General features: G+C 70.2%; 23 protein-coding genes. 19 read left to right on the top strand and 4 right to left on the bottom strand.

All coding sequences use genetic code 11. From position 1 onward, the window contains the following. Positions 1 to 60: 60 nt before the first annotated feature. Entirely contained in the window at positions 61 to 546 is a 486-nt protein-coding gene (locus RL72_RS09380) for a DUF3817 domain-containing protein (protein WP_045250565.1), read from the top strand. Then, entirely contained in the window at positions 543 to 2,129 is a 1,587-nt protein-coding gene (guaA, locus tag RL72_RS09375; protein WP_045250564.1) for a glutamine-hydrolyzing GMP synthase, read from the top strand. Before RL72_RS09380 ends, guaA begins: the two co-directional genes overlap by 4 nt. Before the next feature lie 43 nt (positions 2,130 to 2,172). Here the strand turns inward: guaA and RL72_RS09370 are convergent, their stop codons facing one another. Beyond that, a complete protein-coding gene (locus RL72_RS09370; RefSeq protein WP_045250563.1) occupies positions 2,173 to 2,847 on the bottom strand; it encodes a DNA alkylation repair protein in 675 nt (224 codons plus the stop codon). Positions 2,848 to 2,964: 117 nt separating this feature from the next. Between RL72_RS09370 and RL72_RS09365 the strand changes: the two genes are divergently transcribed. Further along, positions 2,965 to 3,390, top strand: coding sequence for a YciI family protein (locus RL72_RS09365; RefSeq protein WP_045250562.1), 426 nt, complete (start codon positions 2,965 to 2,967; stop codon positions 3,388 to 3,390). Between the two features lie 5 nt (positions 3,391 to 3,395). Continuing rightward, positions 3,396 to 4,667, top strand: coding sequence for an RNA polymerase sigma factor (locus RL72_RS09360; RefSeq protein ID WP_045250561.1), 1,272 nt, complete (start codon positions 3,396 to 3,398; stop codon positions 4,665 to 4,667). An 88-nt stretch (positions 4,668 to 4,755) separates the two neighbouring features. Here the strand turns inward: RL72_RS09360 and RL72_RS09355 are convergent, their stop codons facing one another. Further along, positions 4,756 to 5,685 (bottom strand): Bax inhibitor-1/YccA family protein, encoded by a 930-nt coding sequence (locus RL72_RS09355; RefSeq protein WP_045250560.1) that lies wholly within the window; start codon positions 5,683 to 5,685, stop codon positions 4,756 to 4,758. Between the two features lie 87 nt (positions 5,686 to 5,772). On the opposite strand from RL72_RS09355, the gene RL72_RS09350 reads away from it, so the two are divergent. The 10 genes from RL72_RS09350 (at position 5,773) to RL72_RS09305 (ending at position 15,928) form a co-directional block, all read left to right on the top strand. After that, complete coding sequence (locus RL72_RS09350; RefSeq protein WP_248700436.1) at positions 5,773 to 6,798, top strand: glycerophosphodiester phosphodiesterase family protein; 1,026 nt, start codon at positions 5,773 to 5,775, stop codon at positions 6,796 to 6,798. A 45-nt stretch (positions 6,799 to 6,843) separates the two neighbouring features. Further along, entirely contained in the window at positions 6,844 to 7,821 is a 978-nt protein-coding gene (locus tag RL72_RS09345) for an ABC transporter ATP-binding protein (RefSeq protein WP_045250559.1), read from the top strand. Beyond that, positions 7,818 to 8,843 (top strand): ABC transporter permease, encoded by a 1,026-nt coding sequence (locus RL72_RS09340; protein WP_045250558.1) that lies wholly within the window; start codon positions 7,818 to 7,820, stop codon positions 8,841 to 8,843. Before RL72_RS09345 ends, RL72_RS09340 begins: the two co-directional genes overlap by 4 nt. A gap of 105 nt (positions 8,844 to 8,948) precedes the next feature. Continuing rightward, the gene (locus tag RL72_RS09335; RefSeq protein WP_045250557.1) at positions 8,949 to 11,450 is read left to right on the top strand and encodes an ATP-dependent helicase; all 2,502 of its coding nucleotides are present in this window, start codon (positions 8,949 to 8,951) and stop codon (positions 11,448 to 11,450) included. Positions 11,451 to 11,492: 42 nt separating this feature from the next. Further along, entirely contained in the window at positions 11,493 to 12,629 is a 1,137-nt protein-coding gene (locus tag RL72_RS09330) for an SseB family protein (protein WP_045250556.1), read from the top strand. Positions 12,630 to 12,790: 161 nt separating this feature from the next. Next, on the top strand, positions 12,791 to 13,414 hold the full coding sequence (locus RL72_RS09325; protein ID WP_045250555.1) for a SipW-dependent-type signal peptide-containing protein: 624 nt from the start codon (positions 12,791 to 12,793) through the stop codon (positions 13,412 to 13,414). Positions 13,415 to 13,424: 10 nt separating this feature from the next. Next, positions 13,425 to 14,048, top strand: coding sequence for a SipW-dependent-type signal peptide-containing protein (locus RL72_RS09320; RefSeq protein WP_045250554.1), 624 nt, complete (start codon positions 13,425 to 13,427; stop codon positions 14,046 to 14,048). 38 nt (positions 14,049 to 14,086) lie between these two features. Beyond that, positions 14,087 to 14,785 (top strand): signal peptidase I, encoded by a 699-nt coding sequence (locus RL72_RS09315; protein ID WP_082072301.1) that lies wholly within the window; start codon positions 14,087 to 14,089, stop codon positions 14,783 to 14,785. After that, positions 14,772 to 15,410 carry an LPXTG cell wall anchor domain-containing protein gene (locus RL72_RS09310; protein WP_045250553.1) on the top strand — a complete coding sequence of 213 codons (639 nt, stop codon included), beginning with the start codon at positions 14,772 to 14,774 and terminating at the stop codon, positions 15,408 to 15,410. The genes RL72_RS09315 and RL72_RS09310 overlap by 14 nt, the downstream gene beginning before the upstream one ends. Beyond that, positions 15,407 to 15,928 carry a hypothetical protein gene (locus RL72_RS09305; RefSeq protein WP_045250552.1) on the top strand — a complete coding sequence of 174 codons (522 nt, stop codon included), beginning with the start codon at positions 15,407 to 15,409 and terminating at the stop codon, positions 15,926 to 15,928. The genes RL72_RS09310 and RL72_RS09305 overlap by 4 nt, the downstream gene beginning before the upstream one ends. A gap of 7 nt (positions 15,929 to 15,935) precedes the next feature. Here RL72_RS09305 and RL72_RS09300 read toward each other — a convergent pair whose 3' ends face one another. Continuing rightward, entirely contained in the window at positions 15,936 to 16,616 is a 681-nt protein-coding gene (locus tag RL72_RS09300; RefSeq protein ID WP_045250551.1) for a YqaJ viral recombinase family protein, read from the bottom strand. 350 nt (positions 16,617 to 16,966) lie between these two features. Here RL72_RS09300 and rplJ point away from each other — a divergent pair, with 350 nt between their 5' ends. Next, on the top strand, positions 16,967 to 17,455 hold the full coding sequence (gene rplJ / locus RL72_RS09295) for a 50S ribosomal protein L10 (protein WP_045250550.1): 489 nt from the start codon (positions 16,967 to 16,969) through the stop codon (positions 17,453 to 17,455). A 49-nt stretch (positions 17,456 to 17,504) separates the two neighbouring features. Then, positions 17,505 to 17,888 carry a 50S ribosomal protein L7/L12 gene (gene rplL / locus RL72_RS09290; RefSeq protein ID WP_045250549.1) on the top strand — a complete coding sequence of 128 codons (384 nt, stop codon included), beginning with the start codon at positions 17,505 to 17,507 and terminating at the stop codon, positions 17,886 to 17,888. Positions 17,889 to 17,973: 85 nt separating this feature from the next. On the opposite strand, the gene RL72_RS09285 is transcribed toward rplL, so the two are convergent. Next, on the bottom strand, positions 17,974 to 18,993 hold the full coding sequence (locus RL72_RS09285; protein WP_045250548.1) for a LacI family DNA-binding transcriptional regulator: 1,020 nt from the start codon (positions 18,991 to 18,993) through the stop codon (positions 17,974 to 17,976). Between the two features lie 237 nt (positions 18,994 to 19,230). Between RL72_RS09285 and RL72_RS09280 the strand changes: the two genes are divergently transcribed. From RL72_RS09280 to RL72_RS09270, 3 genes are all read left to right on the top strand, one after another. Continuing rightward, on the top strand, positions 19,231 to 20,562 hold the full coding sequence (locus tag RL72_RS09280; RefSeq protein ID WP_045250547.1) for an ABC transporter substrate-binding protein: 1,332 nt from the start codon (positions 19,231 to 19,233) through the stop codon (positions 20,560 to 20,562). A 111-nt stretch (positions 20,563 to 20,673) separates the two neighbouring features. Further along, on the top strand, positions 20,674 to 22,017 hold the full coding sequence (locus tag RL72_RS09275; protein ID WP_082072300.1) for a carbohydrate ABC transporter permease: 1,344 nt from the start codon (positions 20,674 to 20,676) through the stop codon (positions 22,015 to 22,017). Then, positions 22,017 to 22,985 carry a carbohydrate ABC transporter permease gene (locus RL72_RS09270; protein ID WP_045250546.1) on the top strand — a complete coding sequence of 323 codons (969 nt, stop codon included), beginning with the start codon at positions 22,017 to 22,019 and terminating at the stop codon, positions 22,983 to 22,985. Before RL72_RS09275 ends, RL72_RS09270 begins: the two co-directional genes overlap by 1 nt. The last annotated feature ends 125 nt before the right edge of the window (positions 22,986 to 23,110 follow it).

Below are 23,110 nucleotides of genomic sequence, written 5' to 3'. Positions count from 1 at the left end.
CGCCCCGGCGGCCTCCGTCGTGCCCGGAGGCGCACAGGATCCGGCGGCTAGGATGGATCCATGCCCGAACCCAAGCCTGAGAGCTTCCAGGCCATCCGCGGCGCGCTGAAGTTCTACCAGATCGCCTCGATCATCACCGGAGTCATGCTCCTGCTGCTGGTGACCGAGATGGTGCTCAAGTACACCCCCATCCACCTCGAGCTCTTCGCGGGGGGATCCGGCGGATTCCTCTGGTTCGCACCGGTGGTGGAGGGCGTGCACGGCGGCCTGGAGTCCACCGGCAACGGCCTCAACCTCTCGATGGGGATCCTCGTCGCGCACGGGTGGTTCTACGTCGTCTACCTGTTCGCCTGCTTCCGCGTGTGGAGCCTGATGCGCTGGCCGTTCCTGCGCTTCATCATGCTCGCCCTCGGCGGCGTGGTGCCGTTCCTCTCCTTCTTCATGGAGACCCGCGTCGCCCGCGAGGTGAAGGCCTACCTCTTCCGGCGCGAGGCCGACGCCGACCAGACCTCCTCGACCACTCCCGCCACGGAAGGTGCCCGTTGACCGACAACACTCCCGACACCGAGCAGCGCCCCGCCCTCGTCGTCGACTTCGGTGCGCAGTACGCGCAGCTGATCGCCCGCCGCGTCCGCGAGGCGGGCGTCTACAGCGAGATCGTGCCGCACACGGTGACCGCGGCCGAGATCGCGGCCAAGAACCCGGTCGCGCTGATCCTCTCCGGCGGCCCGTCGTCGGTGTACGAGGAGGGCGCCCCGCAGCTCGACCCGGCCGTGTTCGACCTGGGCGTGCCGACGCTCGGCATCTGCTACGGCTTCCAGTACATGGCGCGCACTCTCGGCGGCGAGGTCGCCAACACCGGACTGCGCGAGTACGGCGCGACCGACGCGATGATCCCGGTCAACGACTCCACGCTGCTGGGCGGTCAGCCCGCCGAGCAGAACGTGTGGATGAGCCACGGCGACCAGGTCGCGAAGGCGCCCGAGGGCTTCGCGGTGCTCGCCTCGACCCCGGCCACGCCGGTCGCGGCGTTCGCCGATGAGCAGCGCAGGTTCTACGGCGTGCAGTGGCACCCCGAGGTGAAGCACTCCGACCACGGCCAGGAGATCATCGAGAACTTCCTGCACAAGGGCGCGGGCCTCCCCGCCGACTGGAACAGCGACAACGTGATCGCCGAGCAGGTCGAGCGCATCCGCGCCCAGGTCGGCGACGCCCGCGTGATCTCCGCGATGTCGGGCGGCGTCGACTCCGCCGTCTCCACCGCGCTCGTGCACAAGGCGATCGGCGACCAGCTCACCGCGGTCTTCGTCGACCACGGCCTGCTGCGCAAGGGCGAGCGCGAGCAGGTCGAGCGCGACTTCGTCGCGGCGACCGGCGTACGCCTGATCACCGTCGACGCGGCCGACACGTTCCTCGGCCACCTGGCCGGCGTGACGGATCCCGAGACCAAGCGCAAGATCATCGGCCGCGAGTTCATCCGCGCGTTCGAGCAGGTGCAGCGCGACCTGGTCGAGGAGGCGAAGGCCTCCGGCGAGAAGGTCAGGTTCCTCGTGCAGGGGACCCTGTACCCGGACGTCGTCGAGTCCGGCGGCGGCGCGGGCACCGCGAACATCAAGTCGCACCACAACGTCGGAGGCCTCCCCGACGACCTCGACTTCGATCTGATCGAGCCGCTGCGCACCTTGTTCAAGGACGAGGTGCGTGCCATCGGACGCGAGCTCGGGATCCCCGAGGCGATCGTCGGCCGCCAGCCGTTCCCCGGGCCGGGCCTCGGCATCCGCATCATCGGCGAGGTCACCCGCGAGCGTCTCGACATCCTGCGTGAGGCCGACGCGATCGCCCGGGAGGAGCTCACTCTCGCCGGACTCGACCAGACCATCTGGCAGTGCCCGGTGGTGCTGCTCGCCGACGTCCGCTCCGTGGGCGTGCAGGGCGACGGCCGCACCTACGGCCACCCGGTCGTGCTGCGTCCGGTGTCGTCCGAGGATGCGATGACCGCCGACTGGACCCGCCTGCCGTACGACGTGCTCGCGAAGATCTCCAACCGCATCACGAACGAGGTCTCCGAGGTGAATCGCGTCGTGCTCGACGTCACCTCGAAGCCGCCGGCAACCATCGAGTGGGAGTGATCTCCCCGGTCGGGGCCCGCTGAGCGAGGACGGCGGAACCGCCTCAGCCCAGGTGCTTCAGCGCCTCGCGGCGGCTCAGCGGCGAGAGGGACGGGTGCGCGTCGACGAACGCGCGCACCCAGTCCGGATCCGCCCTGGCGTGATCGCGCAGCGCCCACCCGATCGCCTTGCGGATGAAGAACTCCTCGTCGCCGAGGTTCGCCTCGATCACGTCGGAGAGCAGGCCGTGATCGACGCGGTCCCTGCGCTGCAGCTGGGCGATGATCGCCGCGCGCCGGATCCAGAGGTCCTCGTCGTCGGCCCACACGCGCAGCTCCACGGCCAGCTCGGCGGGGTGGGAGTCCAGGAGGTCCGCGAGACGGTGCGCGACTTCGTCGACGTGGTCCCACCAGGCGCCGGTGCGGATCATCTCCTCGTGCACGTCGAGCAGATCCAGCCGTCCGCGCAGCGGCTTCAGGGCCATCAGGGCCTGCGCCGCGTAGCGCTCCTCGCGGTACCCGGCCGCACGCCACAGGTCGAGCGCCGCGTCGCGCAGCTCGTCGACGTCGTCGATCCCGCGCGCCGCCTGAGTGGCGAGCCGTCGAGCGTCCGGCACGCGCACGCCGAGGAACGGCATCGCCGACTTCATGTAGGCCTGCTGGCCGGGTGCGAGGGCGGGATCCGCGGCCGCGCGCAGGGCCTCGCGGATCACGTTCGCGAGCGCAGAGGAGGACGTCACATCCGGAGTCTAGAAAATCTTCGAAGAATCTTCGACGCGCTGTCGATCCGGCGTCTTCTCGTTCGACGTCTTGAGTGAGAGGGTCGAAGGACGACCCCCGATGAGGAGACAGAGATCATGAAGTTCATGCTGATCATGCGCGCGGACGACCAGGGTGTGCGGGCGTACGAGGACATGCCGTTCGAGCAGGTCATCGAGGCGATGGGCCGGTACAACGAGTCGATGATCAAGGCGGGGGTGCTGATCGCCGGCGAAGGGCTCACGGACGCCGCAGAGGGCTTCGTCGTCGACTTCTCGGCCGAGACGCCGCTCGTCACCGACGGCCCCTACGGAGAGACGAAGGAGCTGTTCAACGGCTTCTGGATCATCGAGGTGTCCACGCGTGAGGAGGCCGCGGAGTGGGCCAAGCGTGCGCCGCTCACGCCGGGCGCGTACCTCGAGGTGCGCCGCGTCACCGAGCTCGAGGACTTCCCGGCCGACAACGAGTGGATCCAGAAGGAGGCCGGCTGGCGCGAGGAGGCGGCCGCGCGCGCGGCCGAGTGACGGCGATGGCCGGATCCGACTCCGCGGCGACGGGCGCTCAGACCGAGCGCGCCGTCGCCGCGGTGTGGCGTATCGAGTCGGCGAGGATCGTCGCCACCCTGACGCGCTTCACCGGCGATTTCGGCCTCGCCGAGGATCTCGCGCAGGACGCGCTGCTGGAGGCGCTCGCACAATGGCCGCGCGACGGCGTGCCCGCGAACCCCGCGGCCTGGCTGACGGCTGTCGCCAAGCGCCGTGCGATCGACGGATGGCGGCGCAGGGAGCGCTACGACGATCGACTCGCGGTGATCGCGCACGATCTCGAGCGGGAGCAGGACGCCGCCCTGGACGCCCCGCCCTGGGATCCTGACGCGATCGACGACGACGTGCTGCGGCTCGTCTTCATCGCCTGTCACCCCGTGCTCTCGCGCGAGGCGCGCGTGGCGCTCACCCTGCGTGTGGCGGGCGGTCTGAGCACGGAGCAGATCGCGCGTGCGTTCCTGGTGCCGACCGCCACCGTGCAGCAGCGCATCGTGCGGGCGAAGAAGACGCTCGCGGCGGCCAAGGCGCCGTTCGAGGTGCCGGGGCGCGACGAGTTCCCTGCGCGGCTCGGTGCGGTGCTCGGGGTGCTCTACCTGGTGTTCAACGAGGCGCATGCGGCGACGGCGGGAGAGGATCTGCTCCGCCCGGATCTGGGACGCGAGGCGATCCGGCTCACCCGCGTGCTGGCTGCGCTCATGCCGACAGAGCCGGATGTGCACGCGCTGCTCGCGCTCATGGAGCTCACGGCCGCGCGCTTTCCGGCGCGCGTCGACGCGCACGGCGACCCGGTGCTGCTCGCCGACCAGGACCGTCGTCTGTGGGACCGCGGTCGCATCGCCCGTGGCCGCGCCGCCCTGGCTCAGGCGGACGCCTTCGGCCGCGGCCGCGGGGCCTACGCGCTGCAGGCGGCGATCGCCGAGTGCCATGCGGTCGCACCATCGGTCGAGGAGACCGATTGGGAGCGCATCGTGCTGATCTATGAGGCGCTCGGGCGCATCGCCCCCTCGCCGGTCGTGGAGCTCAATCGCGCCGCGGCGGTCGCGATGGCGACGGGCCCGGCGTCCGCGCTGCGCATCGTCGACGGGCTCATCGCCGACGGCGCGTTGCGCGGCTATCACCTGCTGCCCGCCACGCGCGCCGAGCTGCTGCTGCGTCTCGGGCGCGCGGAGGAGGCGCGCTCCGAGTTCGCGGTCGCGGCCGCGCTGGCCGGCAACGACCGCGAGCGTGCGCTCCTCGAGCAGAAGGCCCGCGGCTGAGCGAGCCGTCGTGCGCCGCCGGGCTGCGCGGGAACGACGAAGGCCGCCCTCCGAGGAGAGCGGCCTTCATCGTGAAGCGCGGTGGCGGCTAGTTGTTGCCGCGGGCGATCGCGATCATGCGCAGGATCTCGACGTACAGCCACACCACGGTGACCATGATGCCGAAGCCGCCGAGCCAGCCGTACTGGCGCGGGGCGCCGTTGCGCACGCCCTGCTGGATCTGGTCGAAGTCCATGACCAGCGAGTACGCGGCGAGGAAGACGACGAGCACACCGATGATCAGGCCGAGCGGGATGCCGGCGACCTTCGCGCTGTAGAGGCCGAACATCTGGTTGGCGGGCAGCACGTTGAACACCATCAGCACGACGTTGAGCAGCGAGAACAGCAGGTAGCCGAGCATCGCGATCATCACGATCTTCGTCATCTTCGCGGACGCGCGGACCTTGCCGCTCGCGAACAGGGCGAGGGTGACGGCGACCACGGCCGCGGTGGCGAGCGTCGCCTGCAGCACGATGCCGGGCCAGAGCACCTCGAAGAAGGCAGAGATGCCGCCGATGAAGAGGCCCTCGAACGCCGCGTAGGCGAAGATCAGCGCCGGACGCACCTTCTTGCGCGAGGTGAAGCTCACGATCATCGCGAGCACGAAGCCGCCGAGCGCGCCCACGGCCCACGGCCAGATCGCGACGGCGGTCGGCGTGCGCGGCACGGCGACGCCGCCGAGCGTGAAGAACCAGCCGATCGCCGCGAAGACGAGCAGGATGCCGAACAGGCCCGCGGTCTTCCAGACCGTGTCCTCGACCGTCATCCGGTCGGTCTCGATGGCGCCGGCCGACGGTGCGGCGTACATGCCCTCGAGGTTCGCGTTGACGGCCGCCTGCTGGGCCGCGGCGAACTGGCCGGCCGGCGGAGGCGGCGCGTACTGACCGTTCTGGCCCGCCTGGGCGCCTCCGGGATAGGTCGCGACGGCGCGCGGATCCCGCTCCTTGAACGCCGGGTTGTTGAACGCGAAGTTGCTCATGGTCGGCCTCACTCCTCAGAAGTGGTGGTCATCTTCCTTCTACAGTACCGGCGGAACCCGTGAGGAGCACTGCCGTACGCTGAGAGCGTGACCCGACGGATCCCGCAGGACGTCTCGCCGACGGATCCGTCCGTCCGTCCGCTCCTGATCGGCCACCGCGGCGCTCCCGGCTATCGTCCCGAGCACACCGCCTCGTCCTACCGCCTCGCCTTCGCGATGGGCGCCGACGCCGTCGAGCCCGACGTCGTCGTCACCGCGGACGGGGTGCTCGTGATCCGTCACGAGAACGAGATCTCGGGCACCACCGATGTCGCCGACCATCCCGAGTTCGCGGATCGGCGCACCACGAAGCGCGTCGACGGGGAGCGTCTCACCGGGTGGTTCACCGAGGACTTCACCTGGGCCGAGCTCGCCACCCTGCGCTGCCGGGAGAGGATCCCCGCCCTGCGTCCCGGATCCGCCGAGCACGACGACACCGAGCCGATCCTGCGCCTGACCGACCTCCTGGAGCTCGTCGGCGAGGCCTCGGCCGAACAGGGCCGGGCGATCGGGGTCGTGCTCGAGGTGAAGCACGCCACCTACTTCGCCGGGATCGGACGGGATCCGGCCCCGCTGGTCGAGCGCGACCTGCGCGAGGCCGGGTGGGCCTCGGGGGAGCACCCGCTCTGGATCGAGTCGTTCGAGCAGACGGTCCTGGCGGAGCTGCGTGGGCGCGGCGTGCGGGCCGTCTTCGTCTACCTCCTGGAGGCGGCGGGCTCGCCGGCGGATCTCGTCGCACGGGACGGGCACCTCGCGCAGACCTACGCGGACGCGCTCACGCCGGCAGGCCTCGACGTGCTCGCCCGCGACGTGGACGGAATCAGCGTCGACAAGCAGCTGCTGCTGCAGGACGCCGGGCCGCACCTCGTCGACGAGGCGCACCGGCGCGGGCTGCGCGTCTTCACCTGGACGTGCCGTCCGGAGAACGCATTCCTCGACCGGCGTTTCCGCCGCAGCGGCGGGGCCGCCGCGTTCGGCGACTACCGCGCGGAATGGGCGAGGATCGCCGAGACCGGCCTCGACGGCGTCTTCGTCGACCACCCCGACCTCGGTGCGGAGACGTTCCGGAGCTGAGCGCGGCCACCCTGCGGTCGGCGGGGCGTCTGGCATGCTGACCTCATGGATGAGCTTTCGGAGGGTGGGATCCAGGTCGCAGATCTTGCGCGGTCGTTCGGATCGGTGCACGCCGTGCGCGGGGCGAGCTTCGCCGCGGCGCCCGGGCGGGTGACGGGACTGGTCGGGCCGAACGGTGCAGGCAAGACGACGCTGCTGCTGATGCTCGCGTCCCTGCTCGCCCCCGACCGCGGCCGCATCCGCATCGACGGGATCGATCCGGTGGCCGACCCCTCGGCCGCCCGTGGCGTGCTCGGCTGGATGCCCGATGCGCTCGGCGCGTGGCCGGCCCTCACGGTGCGCGAGACCATCGTCACGACCGCGCGGCTGCACGACTTCGATCGCGACGAGGCGGCGGCGCGCACGGAGGAGCTGCTCGAGCTCGTCGACCTGCGAGACCTCGCGGCGACGCCGGCCAGGGTGCTCTCCCGCGGCCAGAAGCAGAAGCTCGGCCTCGCCAGGGCCCTCGTGCACCGGCCGCGGGTGCTGCTGCTGGACGAGCCGGCGTCCGGGCTCGACCCCGAGGCGCGCGTGCAGCTGCGCGTGCTGCTGCGCGACCTCGCCGCGGAAGGGCTGACGATCCTCATCTCCAGCCATGTGCTGGGCGAGCTCGAGGAGGTGATCGACGACGCCGTGTTCCTCGTGCAGGGCGAGGTGGTCACCGCTCCGGAACCGGTGGCGCGCGCCTGGCGGATCCGGCTCCTGCCGGACACCGCGCCGCCCGAGGCGGCGGCACAGAGCGTCCCGGACGGCGGGTTCGTGCCGGAGACGGGCTCGGCGCCGCTGCGGGTCGCCGCTGCGCTCGGCGTGGACCCGCACACGCTGGGAACGGACCGCGGCGACGTGCTCGCGGTCTTCCCCGACGAGGCCGGGGCCGCCGCCGCCCTCTCGCGCCTCGTCGGCGCGGGCTTGCCGGTCACCTCGTTCGCGCCCGCGCAGAGCGGGCTGGAACAGGCGTTCCTCACCTTGGCGGGTGCGCGATGAGCCTCACCCGGATCTGGACCATCGCGCGTCTCGAGCTCACGCAGCGCCTGCGCAGCGCCGGCTGGTACATCCTGCTCGGCGTGTTCGCGCTCGTGCTGCTCATCGTCACCGTGCTCGCCCTGATGGCGTTCTCGTTCACGCCGGCCGCGGGATCCGGCGCCTACTCGGCGATCGTGATGCTCGTGCTGCTCCTCGTCGTGCTGATCTCGCCCACGCTCAGCGGATCCTCGATCAATGGCGACCGCGAGGCGGCCACGCTCGCCAGCGTCCAGACCACCCTCGCGAGCACGGGCGACATCATGGTGGGCAAGCTCCTGGCCGCGATCATCACCGGCGCGGCGTTCCTCCTCGTCGCGGTCCCGTTCCTCGTGGTGTCGATGCTGGCGGGCGTGGTGCGCGTCGACGTCCTGCTGGTCTCGCTGCTCATCCTCGCGGCGGAGATCGTGATCGTCGCCGCGATCGGCGTCGGCTGGAGCGGGCTCGTCGCACGGCCCCTGTTCTCGGTCGCGAACACGTACCTCGTGGTGGCGGCGCTGTGCCTCGGCACGCTTCTGTTCTTCGGGCTGGCCGGGTCCGTCATCCGCACCGACGTGGAGTTGCGCGACCGCGCCTGGGATGCACAGGGCCAGCCGATCTGCGACCGCTGGGAGACGCGGACCGTGCTCCAGCCGCGCTTCGACTACGTGTGGGGCTTCCTCGCCGCGAACCCGTTCGTCGTGCTCGCCGATGCGACTCCGACGACGTACACGCCGTACGGCTCGCCGGCCGACATGTTCGGCGGGATCAAGCTCTCCGTGCGCTCCGCCCAGCTGCCGCCGCAGACGCTGAACGTCTACGACCCCTGTCTGCAGAGCCCCGATGACGGCCGTCCGACGCCCAAGGAGATCATCGAGTCGACGACCCCGAGCTGGTTCGTCGGGCTCGGGATCCAGACAGTGATCGCGGCGGGCCTGTTCGCCGGCGCCTGGGCGCGCACCCGCACCCCGGCGCGCCGGCTGCCCCCGGGCACCCGGATCGCCTGACACCGGCGCGCGGGCCGTCCCTGCGGAGCGGAGCCGCCGCCCCGCGGGCCGGGCGCGCGCCCGACCGGGATCGATGTCCGCGGCCAGACCTAGACTTGTGAGGTCATGAGCGAAGCACCTTCCCCCGTCATCCTGCCGCCCGGGTCCGCCGTCGGAGCGCCGCGCGCGAGCGCGTCCGCGCCCTCGGCCGACGATCTGCTCGCGGGGCTCAACCCGCAGCAGCTCGACGCGGTCACCTACCGGGGCCAGGCGCTGCTCATCGTGGCCGGCGCGGGGTCGGGGAAGACCAGCGTGCTCACCCGACGCATCGCGCTGCTCCTGCGCCAGCGCGAGGCGTGGCCCAGCCAGATCCTCGCCATCACGTTCACGAACAAGGCCGCGGGCGAGATGCGCGAGCGCGTCGCGCAGCTGGTGGGCGACACCGCCCGGGGCATGTGGATCTCGACGTTCCACTCCGCGTGCGTGCGGATCCTGCGCCGCGAGGCCGAGCAGTTCGGCTTCACGAAGTCGTTCACGATCTACGACTCCGGCGATTCGCGCGCGCTCATCAAGAGGCTCGTCAAGGAGCACGAGGCCGACGCCTTCGGGTACACGCCCGCAGCGGTGCAGTCGCGCATCTCCAGGCTCAAGAACGAGCTGCAGGATGCGGAGTCCTTCGCCCGCCAGGCGAACATGTCGGATCCGGCCGAGCGCGTGTTCGCGGAGGTGTTCGCGGACTATCAGCGCCAGCTGCAGAAGGCCAACGCCTTCGACTTCGATGACCTCATCGGGCAGACGGTCTACCTCTTCCGCGCGTTCCCGCAGGTGGCCGACACCTACCGCCGCCGGTTCCGGCACATCCTCGTCGACGAGTACCAGGACACCAACGCGGCGCAGTACGCGCTCATCCACGAGCTCACGCGTCCGGTGCAGGGCCCTTCGACAGGCTCGGGGACCGGGAGGGAGCCGTTTGCCTCGAACGGCATGATGATCTTCGAACCCGACCCGCAGGACGCCGCCGGAGCGGAGCCGGGCGCCGCGCTCACCGTCGTCGGCGACTCGGACCAGTCGATCTACGCCTTCCGCGGCGCCGACATCCGCAACATCAGCGAGTTCGAGCGCGACTTCCCCGGCGCCAAGGTGGTGCTGCTCGAGCAGAACTACCGCTCGACGCAGAACATCCTGTCGGCCGCCAACGCCGTGATCAGCAACAACTTCGACCGCAAGGAGAAGAAGCTGTGGAGCGACAAGGGATCCGGTGACGCGATCGTCGGGTTCACCGGCTACTCGCAGCACGACGAGGCCCAGTTCGTGGCGGACGAGGTCGAGGCGCTGCGCCGGGCCGGCATGCCGTACGGGGAGATGGCGGTGTTCTACCGCACCAACTCGCAGTCCCGCGCGCTGGAGGAGATCTTCATCCGCTCCGCCGTCCCGTACAAGATCATGGGCGGCACCAAGTTCTACGAGCGCGCCGAGATCAAGGACGCCCTCGCCTACCTCGTCGCCGTGGCGAACCCGGCTGACGAGATGGCCGTCCGGCGCATCCTGAACAAGCCGCGTCGCGGCATCGGCGACGTCACCGAGACCTCGATCGCGCGCTTCGCGGAGGAGCACTCGCTGAGCTTCCGCGATGCGCTCGCGCACCCGGCGCAGCTCGGCGTGGGGCCGAAGATCCAGGGCGCGATCGCCCAGCTGGACGCGGTGCTGCGCGAGGCGACGGAGATCATGCTGCCCGCGAGCGGCGAGGTCGCGCCGCCCACCGCCGTCGCCGAGGGGCTCACCCTCCTGCTGCAGAAGAGCGGCTACCTGGACGCGCTGCGTGCCAGCCGCGACCCGCAGGACGAGGCGCGGCTGGAGAACCTCGACGAGCTCATCGCCGTCACCCGCGACTTCGCGCGCAACAACCCCGAGGGCTCGGTGTCCGACTTCCTCGCCGAGGTCGCGCTCGTCTCCGACGCCGACGACCTGGACGACGAGTCCGGGGTGGTGTCGCTCATGACGATGCACACCGCCAAGGGACTCGAGTTCGACGCGGTCTTCGTGACCGGCGTCGAGGAGGACCTCATCCCGCATCGCATCTCCGCGAACGAGCCCGGCGGTCCGCAGGAGGAGCGCCGGCTGTTCTACGTGGGCATCACGCGGGCCCGCAAGCGCCTGCATCTGTCCCTGGCGATGACGCGCGCGCAGTTCGGCGAGGTGTCGGTGGCCATGCCGAGCCGCTTCCTGCAGGAGATCCCCTCGGAGCTCATCGACTGGAGGCAGTCCCCGGGAGATGTGAACTCCCGCGGCGGCACGCAGTCGCGCGCCCTGAACGCCCGTCGTCCGGGCGGGTTCGGCGGATCGGGGGGATCGGGCGACCGCTTCGCCGCCCGCGCGCTCCCGAAGCGCGAGGGGCTCACGCCGCTGTCCACGGCGATGGACAAGTTCCCGAACCGGGTGACGGCGAAGGTGCGCGACAACGGCGACCTCGAGCTGAACGCCGGAGACCGGATCCGTCACGACGACTTCGGCGAGGGCAAGGTCGAGGCGATCACGGGCGAGGGCGCCAAGCGCATCGCACACGTGCGCTTCGACGCCGCGGGGCAGAAGAAGCTGCTGATCAAGATCGCGCCCATCCAGAAGCTCTGACCCGAGGCGTATCCGGAGCGCCCGCGCGGTTAGGCTGGGGCAATGGGCCTTTTCTCGCGCCGTAGCAAGCAGGACGACGTCGTCTCGCCGGAGTCCGCCTCCGCCGCCGAGGGGGCGGTGCCGGACGCCGTCGCCGAGGGCGCAGGGGAGACGGGCGCTGAGGAGACGGCCGCCGAGGCCGCACCGGTGGTGAACGTCTCGGTGCAGGCCTTCCGCGGTCTCGGAGCGCCCGCAGGCCCCGAGGTCGCCGCGCCCGCCGACGCCCCCGATGCCGGCCACGACCTCATCGACCCGGTCGTCGACGAGGCGCCCGTTCCGCCGGCGCCCGCGCCGTCGGGCCGGCCGCCCCTTCCGCTGGCGCCGGCCGACCCGCCGGAGCAGACCGAGTCGATCCCGGGCATGCCGGACAACGTGCTGCTGCGCGAGGCTCTGTCGATGCTCGGGACGGACGCGAGCCAGGCCGAGCTGCTCGGCGTGCTGCGCCAGTCGCTGCAGGGCAACCTGTTCCTCCGGGTCAGCGGCGACGCCGGCGAGCAGATCCGGGAGGGCAAGCCGCTGGCCGTCGCCGTCGTGAACGACGGGGAGAACTCGTTCATGCTCGCCTTCAGCTCCGCGGCCGCGGTGCGCGACTCCGTGCAGCAGGGCGACGAGGATCCGTCCGAGACGTCCGCGGTCGTGCAGCCCGTGCAGGCGGTCTACCAGAACGTCATCGAGGGACCCTTCGCCGGGCTCATCATCGACAACGCCTCGGAGCCGCACCGCGTCGTTTTCCCCTCCGAGATCCTGCAGAAGGCCCTCGAGGAGGCTGACCCGACGTTCGCCGTGAAGGCGCTGCTCGCGACACCGCGCGCCGCGGACTCCGAGGCGCGCGTGGCGGAGGCCCTCACCACGGCGCGGCTGTGGGTCGCCGTGAGCGACGTCGACGGCGACGGCCAGTACGGCGTGGCCGAGGCGCACACGCCCGACGGCCAGCGCTACCTCCAGCTGTTCAGCCACCCGCTCGAGGTCATCGCGCTCGGTCGCGGCGACCAGCCCATGCCGTTCTCGGCAGAGCAGATCGGCACCGTGATGGTTCAGCAGCCCGCCCTGAGCGGTGTGCTCATCGACGCCGCGGGCCCCGCGATCACGGTCGGCCGGGACGCCCTGGCGCCCGTGATCGCCCTCGCCCCGGCGGAGTAGGGCGCGGTCGTCCGGACCTTTTCTTCGCGGTGCGCGACCGTTCCGCGAGCGCTCCTCAAGGTTGTGTGAAGGAAGCCTGAAGACCTGTTCAGTGGTCTTGTCAACCGGTATCTCGGAATCCAGTATGGGCGTATCAGGTCCAGACGACGCAAAGGATTCTCATGGACACCGTGACACCCACCACCCGCAACCGCCGTAAGGTCCTCGCCGTGCTCGCCGGTGGCCTCGTGCTCGGCGTCGGCGCGGCGATCACCCTCGCCGCCTGGAACGACTCCGAGTTCGCGACCGGCACCTTCACCGCCGGCTCGTTCAACCTCCAGGGCTCCACCGACGGCACCACCTTCGCGGACCACAGCGCCGCGCCCGGCGCCGGACTGACGTTCAGCGCGAACGTCGGGAACCTCACGCCCGGCGACAGCGTGTACGCGTCGTACTGGGTCCAGCTCGACAAGAACACGACCAGCCCGGCGACGGTGACGCCGGCCCTCGACGCGACCTCCGGCACGGGCGTCAACGCGGCGGCCATCTCGTACAAGGTGTACACGGTGCCCAGCGCGACCGCCTGTGACGTGAACGTGGCCACCACGGGCACGCTCATCCTCTCCGGAGCGAACCTCAGCACCGCCACCGGTGCGACCACGTTCCCGCTCGCCAAGGGCACGCCGCCGACCACGGCCGGTGCCGCGCAGAAGCTCTGCTTCGTCGCGACCGCCGGAACCCAGGCGGTGCTGCAGCAGGGCGGCGCCGGGACGGCCGTCTGGAAGTTCACCGCGACCTCGAACTGAGGACCCCGCGATGCGGGCTCACCAGAAGAGGCGAGCGGCGACGCGCGCCGGCGAGCGGAGGATCCGACTGCTGCGGATCCGTGCTCTGCTCGCCGGCGGGCTCGTGCTCGGCACGGGGGCGACCTCGACGCTGGCGAGCTGGAACGACGCGGAGTACGCGAACGGCACGTTCACGGCGGCGAGGTTCGGCATCGAGGGCTCGCTCGACGGCACGAACTACTCCAAGCACGCCAGCACGGGTGCCGCAGCACTGAGCTTCAGCCCCGCGGTGACCGGACTGTTCCCCGGAGGCACGTCCTACGCCGCCTTCGCCGTCCGCGCGACGACGGGCTCGGTCGCCGGCCATGTGCAGGTCTCGGCCGGAACGGCGAGCGGGGGACTGTCCGATCTCCGGTACGGCGTCCGGACCGTGAGCAGCATGGGCCAGTGCTCCGCAGCCGGGTACGCGGGCGGCGGGGCGGTGATCCCGGACGGCTCGACCCTCGGGACCTCGGCCGCCGGCTCGCAGACGCTCGCGGCCGACCGCACGCCGGTCTACTACTGCTTCGCGCTCTCGCTGCCGGTGGGAGCGTCCAACGGGATGCAGGGGCTGGCGATCGCGCAGACCTGGCAGCTCGTCGCGACCTCGGGATGAGGTCCGGAGTGAGCACGTCACAGAGAGAGAAGGACAGCATGACCGAGACGACGCAGCCGACCACGCGTCGCGCCGCGCGCGAGAGCGCGGCGGCAGAACTGCGCCACGGCGTGCGACCCGGAACGCGCGACGAGGCACCCGAGGGGAGCGCCGACGCCGGTCCGCGGCCGGGCGGCGGCCGTCGGCGCCGGGGCTCCGTCCGCGGAGTGCTCAGTGAGATCCTGCTCTGGGTCGCGGCGCTGGCGGGCCTCGTCTGCATCGTGCTGGTGATCCTGGCGTTCGTCGCCCACATCACGCTCATCATGTTCCGCACCGGATCCATGGCACCGACCATCCCGACCGGGTCCGTCGCGATCGTCCAGCAGATCCCCGCGTCGCAGGTGCACGTCGGCGACGTGGTGACCGTGGACCGGCCGGGGGAGCTTCCCGTGACGCACCGCGTGCGGGCCGTCGCGGACGGCTCGACCTCCGGCGAGCGGCTCCTCACCCTCCGGGGTGACGCGAACGCGCAGGACGATGTGGCGCCCTATCCGGTCTCGACCGTGCGGATCGTGCGCTTCGCGATCCCGGGACTCGCTCCGGTCATCGTCGCGTTCGGCAACCCGTTCGTGCTCGGCGGCATCACGATCGGCGTCGCGGTCCTCGTGATCTGGGCGTTCTGGCCGCGTCGTCGCGCTGCGACGGAAGAAGAGGCGGAGGCCCCGGGGCCTCGGCGGGCGAGCCATGAGTCGCCGTGACCGTCGCGCCCGGGCGGCCCTCGCCGCGCTGGCGGGGGCACTGCTCGTGATCGCGTCGGCGCCTGCGGCCGCCGCGGCTCCGGCGACCGAGATCGTGCAGGGGCGCTACGTGCGCATCGTGTCCCGTGCCGACTGGGCCGCCGCCGCGGCGATGGGCCCGGAGGCCAGTGTGCGCTGGGATCTGGAGATCAGCGCGGCCGCGCCGAGCCCCGGCACCGTCCGCGTCGGCGTCAGCGCACTCGGGGACGCGCCGGTCGCCGTCGACGTGCGGCTCTGCCCCGTGGCGTGGCAGGGCGAGGACTGCGTCGGCGGAGCTCAGCTGCTGCGCCGCGCCTGGGGTGTGCCGCGGAACGGCCGGACGGTCGAGCTCGACGCGATCTCCTCCGACGACGTCGCCCACGTCCGCCTGGACGTGCGGCTCGCCGGTGGCCGCGAGGCGGGAGCCACGCAGATCCGCGTCCACGCGGACGGGCTCGGCGACCGGATCCAGACGGGGCCCGGGGGGCAGCTTCCGGCGACCGGGGGATCCCTCCCCCTGCCGGCCATCGTCGCCGGCGGAGCCCTGCTCGTCGCCGCGGCGGTGGTGCTGGTGTTCGCGCGTCGTCGCAGAGGAGGGGACTCATGATCGCCGCGAAGCGCTCGCGCCTGCGCCGTGCCGTGCTCGCGGCGCTCGTCGTCGCGGGATGCGCGGCGGCGCTGCTGTGGCCCCGTCCGGCGATGACCGACGCCTCCTACACGGACGGCGAGTACGTGGCGAGCGGGACCGTGACCGCGGCGACCCTGTCGAACCCGTCGAACATGACGTGCACCGTGACGAAGGGGGTCGCCGGCATCTTCGCGAGCGTGACGATCGGCTGGCAGTCCGCGTACCCGCTCACGGCGACGGTCGGCGGGATCACGGTGCTCACGGCGAGCTCGTCGGTCAAGACGAGCACGGTCACGGGGATCAGCTCCTCCGGGACGGGCCCCTACACCTACTCGGTGACCCTCGATCAGACCCTGCTGCTGAGCCTCGTCACCAACCTGCTCGGGAGCACGACCACCTTCACCGTCGTGAACGCGGCGGGCACGAACTGGACGTCGGCGAGCCTCACGAAGACGCTCACGATGTCGGTGGCCGGCCTCAACGCGAAGTGCGTCTGAGGCGCGCTCACTCCGCGAGCGCGAGGGCCCGGAACATGTCCCGCTCGCGCAGCGCGTCGCGCCGGCTCTCGGGCGCCGACGGCGTGCGCGACGGGGGAGTGCGACCCGTCGTGCGGTGGTAGAGCTCGTCGATCAGTCGCGTCGCGAGCCCGACCAGGGTCTCGATCTCGCGCTCGTCGCGGTCGATCCAGACGCAGTGCGGCTCGTCGTGCACGGGACGGAAGTCGTCGTGCTCCTCCCAGACGAAGAGCGTGCGCTCCGCGCCGAGCACATGCTGCTGCCACCACACCTGGCGCAGGTAGGTGCGGGGGATCTGCCGCCACGACTTGTTGGTCGTCTTGATCTCGGCCAGCAGGATGCGTCCGCCCGGATCCTGCAGGATGCCGTCGGGCGTGGCCAGGTGCCGCGCCTCCACCTCGGCGCGGAACAGCGCGGAGGACGGCATGATGCCGTGCGTCGCGGCGACCCAGGCCGCGATCTCGGGCTCGCGCCGGCGGCCGTGGTCGGTGTAGGCGTTGCCGGCGAACCGCGGGCCTGCGCCGAGCTTGGCGTCGGCGGCGCGGGCGATGGAGACCTCGCTGGTGAGCCCGGCGACGTCGGTCGCGGTGATGCCTCGGGCTCGCGCGCGCAGCCAGGCGACCCGGTCGCGCGAGTCGGCCACGATGCGCGCTTCGAGTTCCGGGGTCACCCATCGAGGCTACCTCCGCCCGCCGACGCCTCCGCGCCGGGCACGCCGATGCACCGCGGTCGCCGTCCGCCGCGGCCGCCCCGATTTGGGGGAGCGCGGAGGATGCCGTAGTCTTGGATCAACCGAAGACCGCTGGTCATCGTCGTGCACGCGAGTGCGAGACGATCGAAGCACTGCCGGATCCCCGGATCCACTCAGCAGAGGCCCGCGCAGGTGACACGAACGTCCTCCAGATCTTGGATCCCGCTCCGTGCGCTTGCGCCGGAGCGTTTTTGTTTGCCTGCAGAGCGCAGCGGTCGAGGCCGGTGCTCCACCGCCGTGGAGCATCCCGTACTCATCAAGGAGTGACCATGGCGCAGAAGGATGCATCGGTCGCCGAGCTCACGAAGAATTTCGAGGACTCGAACGCCGTTCTGCTGACCGAGTACCGCGGTCTGACGGTTGCCCAGCTCAAGCAGCTGCGCAACAGCATCCGTCAGGACGCGAACTACGCCGTGGTGAAGAACACGCTGACCAAGATCGCCGCGAACAACGCGGGGATCACGGCGCTGGACGACGACCTCAAGGGTCCGTCGGCCGTTGCGTTCGTGCACGGTGACTTCGTCGCCACCGCCAAGGCTCTGCGTGACTTCGCCAAGGCCAACCCGCTTCTCGTGATCAAGGGCGGCATCTTCGAGGGCAACGCCCTGAGTGCCGACGAGGTCAACAAGTACGCCTCCCTGGAGAGCCGTGAGGTTCTGCTGGCGAAGGCTGCGGGCATGATGAAGGCGACGATGGGCAAGGCTGCGGCCACCATCGACGCTCTTCGCGAGAAGCTGGAGACCGCCGAGGCCGCCTGAGCCTCCAAGGTCTTCACCCCACAAACCCCATCTATCTAGGAGATACATCATGGCGAAGCTCACCACCGAGGAGCTGCTCGACCAGTTCGCTGGTCTGACCCTTGTCGAGCTCAGCGAGTTCGTGAAGGCGTTCGAGGAGAAGTTCGACGTCACCGCTGCTGCTCCCGTCGCCGTCGCCGGCGCCGCGGGTGGCGCGGGTGCCGCTGAGGCCGAGGAGGAGAAGGACTCGTTCGACGTCATCCTCGAGGCCGCCGGCGACAAGAAGATCCAGGTCATCAAGGTCGTCCGCGAGCTCACCTCGCTCGGCCTCGGCGAGGCCAAGGCCGTCGTCGACGGTGCCCCCAAGGCCGTCCTGGAGGGCGCCAACAAGGAGGCCGCCGAGAAGGCCAAGGCTTCCCTGGAGGAGGCTGGCGCGACGGTTACCCTCAAGTAATCTCGTTCCCTCGAGGCGCAGCAGCGCCTCGCCTGCGCTCAAGAGCGTCTGCGAAGGCCCCGGGTCCGCCCGGGGCCTTCGTGCGTCACCGGGCGGTGTCGAGGCGCGGGGCGGCCGTGGACTGACGGGCCACGAGCGTCGCGGGCGAGATCACGTGCCTCAGGGGCGCGTCGGCGTCCTGCATGCGGGCACGCAGCAGGCGCACCGCCTCGATGCCCTGCTCGCGCGGGCTCTGACGGATCGTGGTGAGGCTGAACATCTCGGCGTAGCGGTGGTCGTCGACGCCGGTCACGCTCAGGTCGCTGGGCACTCCGATCCCGAGACGCTGCGCCGCGATGATGGCTCCGACCGCCGCCTCGTCGCACACGGCGGCGATCGCGGTCGGGCGGTGCCGGCGGTCGGCGAGCAGTGCGGCCGCCGTGGCGAAGGCCTCCGGGATCGTGGACGGCGTGCGCACGGCGCGGATCCGGTGCTCGAGTCCGGCCGCGGTCATGGCCTGGCGGTAGCCGTCCAGGCGCTTGCGCTCGCCGTAGCTGAAGCGGTCGCCGTCCAGCGCGTCGCCGAGGAACGCGATGTCCTCGTGGCCGAGGTCGATCAGGTGCTCCGTCGCGACCCGCGCGGCGGCCACGTCGTCGATCGTGACGGTGTCGGCGCCTTCGGCGAAAGGGCCGACCGACACGAGCGGGAGCCCGATGCCCGTCAGACGCTCCAGCTCATGCGCGCCGGGCTGCAGGCAGACCGCGATGATGCCGTCGAACCGGCGCCCCGCGAGCGCATGGTCCAGCATCCTGGCACGCTCGGCGCTGCCCTCGGCGGCGCCGTAGAGCGCGAGGTCGAGGCCGTCGGCGATGAGCGCCTGCTGCAGCCCCGCGAGCAGCTCGGCGAAGTACCAGCGGTCGGCCACCGGCATGATGACGCCGATCGTCGAGGTGCGTCCGGTCGCGAGACTGGAGGCGCTGGAGTGCGCGGAGTAGGCGAGCTCCCTGGCTGCGCGCTCGACGCGCTCCCGGGTCTCGGCGGAGACGTAGCCGTTCCCGCTGAGGGCGCGACTGGCCGTCGATTTCGCCACGCCCGCGCGCAGTGCGACGTCGATGATCCCGGTCACGGCGAATCCTCCTCGAAACGGATTCCCTCACCATAGCGATATCTCAGACGCTATGGAACCGGTTCCTTGAAAGCGCTCCCATGGATCCCGGGGGCGCGATGACGCCGGTTATCCAGTTGTGATCCGATGCACGTTGCGCAAAGACCGGGAGGGTCACTAGTGTCGCCTGGAAGCGGTTCCTGAGAGGAGCCCCCAGCGTTGGGGAAATGGCCCCCGCGAATTCGAAGGAGAAAACGTATGGGAATGTCTCAGCGACGTCGCCTGATCGCGCCCCTGGCGCTGATCGCGGTGTCCGGTCTCGCTCTCGCGGGTTGCGCCGAAGGCGGCTCGTCGGGCGGCGGGGATTCGTCCGGCAAGGGTGAGACCGTCAAGATCTCCGGCGGTATCACGGGATCCGAGGCCGACCTGCTGAACAAGTCCTTCGATCAGTTCACGAAGGACACCGGCATCAAGGTCGTCTACACGGGCGACAAGGGCTTCGAGGGCAACATCGTCACGAAGGTGTCCGGCGGCAGCGCCCCGGACATCGCGATCGTGCCGCAGCCGGGTCTGCTGAAGAGCCTCGTCGGCACGGGCCAGGTCAAGGAGGCCCCCTCGGAGGTCTCGGCCAACGTCGACAAGAACTGGTCGAAGGACTGGAAGACGTACGGCACCATCGACGGCAAGTTCTACGCCGCGCCGATGCTCGCGAACGTCAAGGGCTACGTCTGGTACTCGCCGGCGAAGTTCAAGGAGCTCGGCGTCGAGGTGCCGAAGACCTGGGACGACCTGCTGACGCTCACCAAGACGCTCCAGGAGAAGACCGGCGCCGCTCCGTGGTGCGCGGGCTTCGCCTCGGGTGACGCCTCCGGCTGGCCGGGCACCGACTGGATCGAGGACCTCGTCCTGCGCCAGAGCGGCACCGACGTCTACGACAAGTGGGTCGCGGGCGACGTGAAGTTCACCGACCCTCAGATCAAGCAGGCCTTCGACGCCGTGGGCACGATCCTGCTCGACCCGAAGTACGTCAACGCGGGCTTCGGCGACGTGAAGAGCATCAACTCGACCGCCTTCGCGGACGTCGCGGCCAAGGTGGCCGACGGCACCTGCCTCATGACGCACCAGGCCTCGTTCCTCTCGTCGAACTTCCTCGACGTGAAGACCAAGGCGGGCGCCGCGCCGAAGGTCGCCCCCGACGGCGACGTGTACGCGTTCGTGCTCCCCGGCCTCAAGGAGGGTGAGAACACCATCGAGGGCGGCGGCGAGTTCGTCGCCGGCTTCACCGACAGCGCCGCGACCAAGAAGGTCCTGGAGTTCATGTCCTCGCCGGAGTTCGCGAACGCCCGCGTCAAGCTCGGCGGCGTGATCTCCGCCAACAAGAACGCGGACGCCTCGCTCGCCTCCAGCCAGTTCCTGCAGGACGCGATGAAGACGCTGCAGGATCCCAAGACCACGCTGCGTTTCGACGCGAGCGACCTGATGCCGGCCACCGTCGGCTCCGGATCGTTCTGGAAGGGCATGGTCAGCTGGATCGACGGAAAGCCGACCGATCAGGTGCTGAGCGATATCCAGGCCGGTTACAAGAACTAGTCTGAGTACCACCTGAGAGACTGCGGGGTCGTCCGCCAGCGCGGGCGGCCCCGCAGTCGTCTCGGGAAGGTCCTGAAAGTGTTCACCGTCGAACCGTCATAAGGGGTCCACATGTCGCAAACCACAGCGACCGAGACCACGCGATCCAGTCGCAAGACCGAATCCGTGAGCTCCGGCCGCACGACCGCTTCCCGATCCGTCACGGTCGGCGCCTACATCGTCGGCGCCGTCGTGATCATCGGGGTCTTCTTCGCCCTCCTCGCCGGTGGTCCGGCGGACAACCCGAAGCCGACGTCGCTCGGCTTCTCGCTCAACAGCTTCTTCACCTGGATCGGCCAGCTGAACCCGCTGCTCCAGATCCCTCTGGTGCTCCTCGTGTTCGCCGTCGTCGCCGGAGTGCTGCTGGTGCTCATCGAGTACGCGCCGCGGCATGGGAAGGGCTACTTCTGGCTGCGCCTGGTGGCGTGCTTCGCCATCCCGGTCCTGGCGTTCATGATGCTGCGGCCCTACCAGAACGCCGTCGTCTACGTCATGATCATCGCGCTGGTCGCCGGCGGGCTGCTGTTCTTCGCGGACTACCGCGCGCGTGAGGGATCCGGCTACCTGTTCCAGCTCACGCTGTTCATGGCGCCCGCCACGCTTCTGCTCATCGTGGGACTCATCTACCCGGCCGTGAGCACGATCATCCAGTCGTTCTTCGACAAGACCGGCAAGGACTTCGTCGCGCTCGAGAACTACCAGTGGGTGTTCACGAACCCGGAGGGCTTCTGGTCCGTCATCAACACGCTGATCTGGGCGCTCATCGCCCCGATCGTGTCGACGATCTTCGGACTCGCGTACGCCGTGTTCATCGACCGGGCGCGCGGCGAGAAGATCCTCAAGGTGTTCGTCTTCATGCCGGTCGCGATCTCGTTCGTCGGCGCCGGCATCATCTGGAAGTTCATCTACGACTTCCGGCAGGGCGCGCAGATCGGTCTGCTCAACGCGATCGTCACCCTGTTCGGAGGCAAGCCCGTCTCCTGGCTGGACACCACCCCGCTCGTCAACACCATCTGCCTGCTGATCGTGTTCATCTGGACGCAGACCGGCTTCGCGATGGTGATCCTGTCGGCGGCCATCAAGGCGGTCCCGACCGAGCAGATCGAGGCCGCGTCGCTGGACGGCGCGAACGCCTGGGAGAGGTTCCGAAACGTCACGGTGCCGGGCATCCGCTCGTCGCTCATCGTGGTGCTGACCACGATCACGATCGCCTCGCTCAAGGTCTACGACATCGTCGCGGTGATGACCGGCGGCCGGGCGAACAGCACCGTGCTCGGCTTCGAGATGGTCAACCAGCAGCAGCGGTTCCAGAGCTACGGTCACTCGTCGGCCCTGGCCGTGGTGCTGTTCCTGTTCGTGCTGCCGCTGATCATCTACAACGCCCGGCAGATGGCCAAGCAGAGGGAGATCCGCTGATGAGTGCGACACAGGCGATCGTCACCGACAATCGCAGCAAGCGCCAGGTGGAGCGCGACACCCGCCGCAACGAGGCGACCGCGCAGAAGCGGCTCACGTCGCGGGGGGCCACGATCGCGGCGGTGATCATCGCGATCTTCTGGACGATCCCCACCCTCGGCCTGTTCGTCACATCGTTCCGTCCCGGTGCGGACTCGAACAGCACCGGCTGGTGGACGGTCTTCGTCGACCCGTCGTTCACGCTGAGCAACTACGCCGACGCGCTGACCTCGGGGGGCACCGCCCTCACGCTCGGCGCCTCGTTCGTGAACTCGCTCGCGATCACGATCCCGGCCACGGTGATCCCGATCTTCATCGCCTCGCTCGCCGCCTACGGCTTCGCGTGGATGAACTTCAAGGGCAAGAACCTCGTGTTCGTGTTCGTGTTCGCGCTGCAGATCGTGCCGATCCAGATGGCCCTGGTGCCGTTGCTGTCGCTGTTCTCGCGGGGGCTCACGCTGTTCGGGACGCAGATCTTCCCGGGCTTCACCCTGCGGGATGTCGACCACAGCTTCGCGACGGTGTGGATCGCGCACGCGATCTTCGCGATGCCGCTGGCGATCTTCATGCTGCACAACTTCATCGCGGAGATCCCCGGTGAGGTCGTCGAGGCTGCTCGGGTGGACGGCGCGGGCCACGGACAGATCTTCTTCCGGATCATCCTGCCGCTCGCGATGCCGGCCATCGCGTCGTTCGCGATCTTCCAGTTCCTCTGGGTCTGGAACGATCTGCTCGTGGCGACCATCTTCGCGCCGGAATCCTCCCTGCCACTGACCCAGACGCTGAACTCGCTGTCCGGCACCTGGGGCAACCAGTGGTACCTGCAGTCGGCCGGAACGTTCATCTCGATCATCGTTCCGCTGATCGTCTTCTTCGCGCTGCAGCGCTTCTTCGTGCGCGGCCTGCTGGCCGGCGCCACGAAGGGCTGAGCCCCCGCCGCCCCCGCTTCCGTCTATTTGCGTCAAACGGTGCCGTTTCGGCACCGGAACCCACGGTTTGACGCAAATAGACGGAGCGGGGGCGGCGTCGCGTCTGCCGGGGGGAGGTGGGGGAG

Origin of the sequence: Microbacterium azadirachtae, assembly GCF_000956545.1 — a bacterium.
GTDB lineage: Bacteria > Actinomycetota > Actinomycetes > Actinomycetales > Microbacteriaceae > Microbacterium > Microbacterium azadirachtae.
Note: the sequence above shows the minus strand (reverse complement) of the source record. Positions and strands in the feature narration are given on the sequence as shown.

What these genes read in the sequence shown, in the direction of transcription:
- RL72_RS09380 (WP_045250565.1), top strand. Translation starts at nt 61, where the DNA reads ATGCCCGAACCCAAGCCTGAGAGCTTCCAGGCCATCCGCGGCGCGCTG.
- RL72_RS09365 (WP_045250562.1), top strand. Translation starts at nt 2,965, where the DNA reads ATGAAGTTCATGCTGATCATGCGCGCGGACGACCAGGGTGTGCGGGCG.
- RL72_RS09360 (WP_045250561.1), top strand. Translation starts at nt 3,396, where the DNA reads ATGGCCGGATCCGACTCCGCGGCGACGGGCGCTCAGACCGAGCGCGCC.
- RL72_RS09355 (WP_045250560.1), bottom strand. Translation starts at nt 5,685, where the DNA reads ATGAGCAACTTCGCGTTCAACAACCCGGCGTTCAAGGAGCGGGATCCG.
- RL72_RS09345 (WP_045250559.1), top strand. Translation starts at nt 6,844, where the DNA reads ATGGATGAGCTTTCGGAGGGTGGGATCCAGGTCGCAGATCTTGCGCGG.
- RL72_RS09340 (WP_045250558.1), top strand. Translation starts at nt 7,818, where the DNA reads ATGAGCCTCACCCGGATCTGGACCATCGCGCGTCTCGAGCTCACGCAG.
- RL72_RS09335 (WP_045250557.1), top strand. Translation starts at nt 8,949, where the DNA reads ATGAGCGAAGCACCTTCCCCCGTCATCCTGCCGCCCGGGTCCGCCGTC.
- RL72_RS09330 (WP_045250556.1), top strand. Translation starts at nt 11,493, where the DNA reads ATGGGCCTTTTCTCGCGCCGTAGCAAGCAGGACGACGTCGTCTCGCCG.
- RL72_RS09325 (WP_045250555.1), top strand. Translation starts at nt 12,791, where the DNA reads ATGGACACCGTGACACCCACCACCCGCAACCGCCGTAAGGTCCTCGCC.
- RL72_RS09320 (WP_045250554.1), top strand. Translation starts at nt 13,425, where the DNA reads ATGCGGGCTCACCAGAAGAGGCGAGCGGCGACGCGCGCCGGCGAGCGG.
- RL72_RS09315 (WP_082072301.1), top strand. Translation starts at nt 14,087, where the DNA reads ATGACCGAGACGACGCAGCCGACCACGCGTCGCGCCGCGCGCGAGAGC.
- RL72_RS09310 (WP_045250553.1), top strand. Translation starts at nt 14,772, where the DNA reads ATGAGTCGCCGTGACCGTCGCGCCCGGGCGGCCCTCGCCGCGCTGGCG.
- RL72_RS09305 (WP_045250552.1), top strand. Translation starts at nt 15,407, where the DNA reads ATGATCGCCGCGAAGCGCTCGCGCCTGCGCCGTGCCGTGCTCGCGGCG.
- rplJ (WP_045250550.1), top strand. Translation starts at nt 16,967, where the DNA reads ATGGCGCAGAAGGATGCATCGGTCGCCGAGCTCACGAAGAATTTCGAG.
- rplL (WP_045250549.1), top strand. Translation starts at nt 17,505, where the DNA reads ATGGCGAAGCTCACCACCGAGGAGCTGCTCGACCAGTTCGCTGGTCTG.
- RL72_RS09280 (WP_045250547.1), top strand. Translation starts at nt 19,231, where the DNA reads ATGGGAATGTCTCAGCGACGTCGCCTGATCGCGCCCCTGGCGCTGATC.
- RL72_RS09275 (WP_082072300.1), top strand. Translation starts at nt 20,674, where the DNA reads ATGTCGCAAACCACAGCGACCGAGACCACGCGATCCAGTCGCAAGACC.
- RL72_RS09270 (WP_045250546.1), top strand. Translation starts at nt 22,017, where the DNA reads ATGAGTGCGACACAGGCGATCGTCACCGACAATCGCAGCAAGCGCCAG.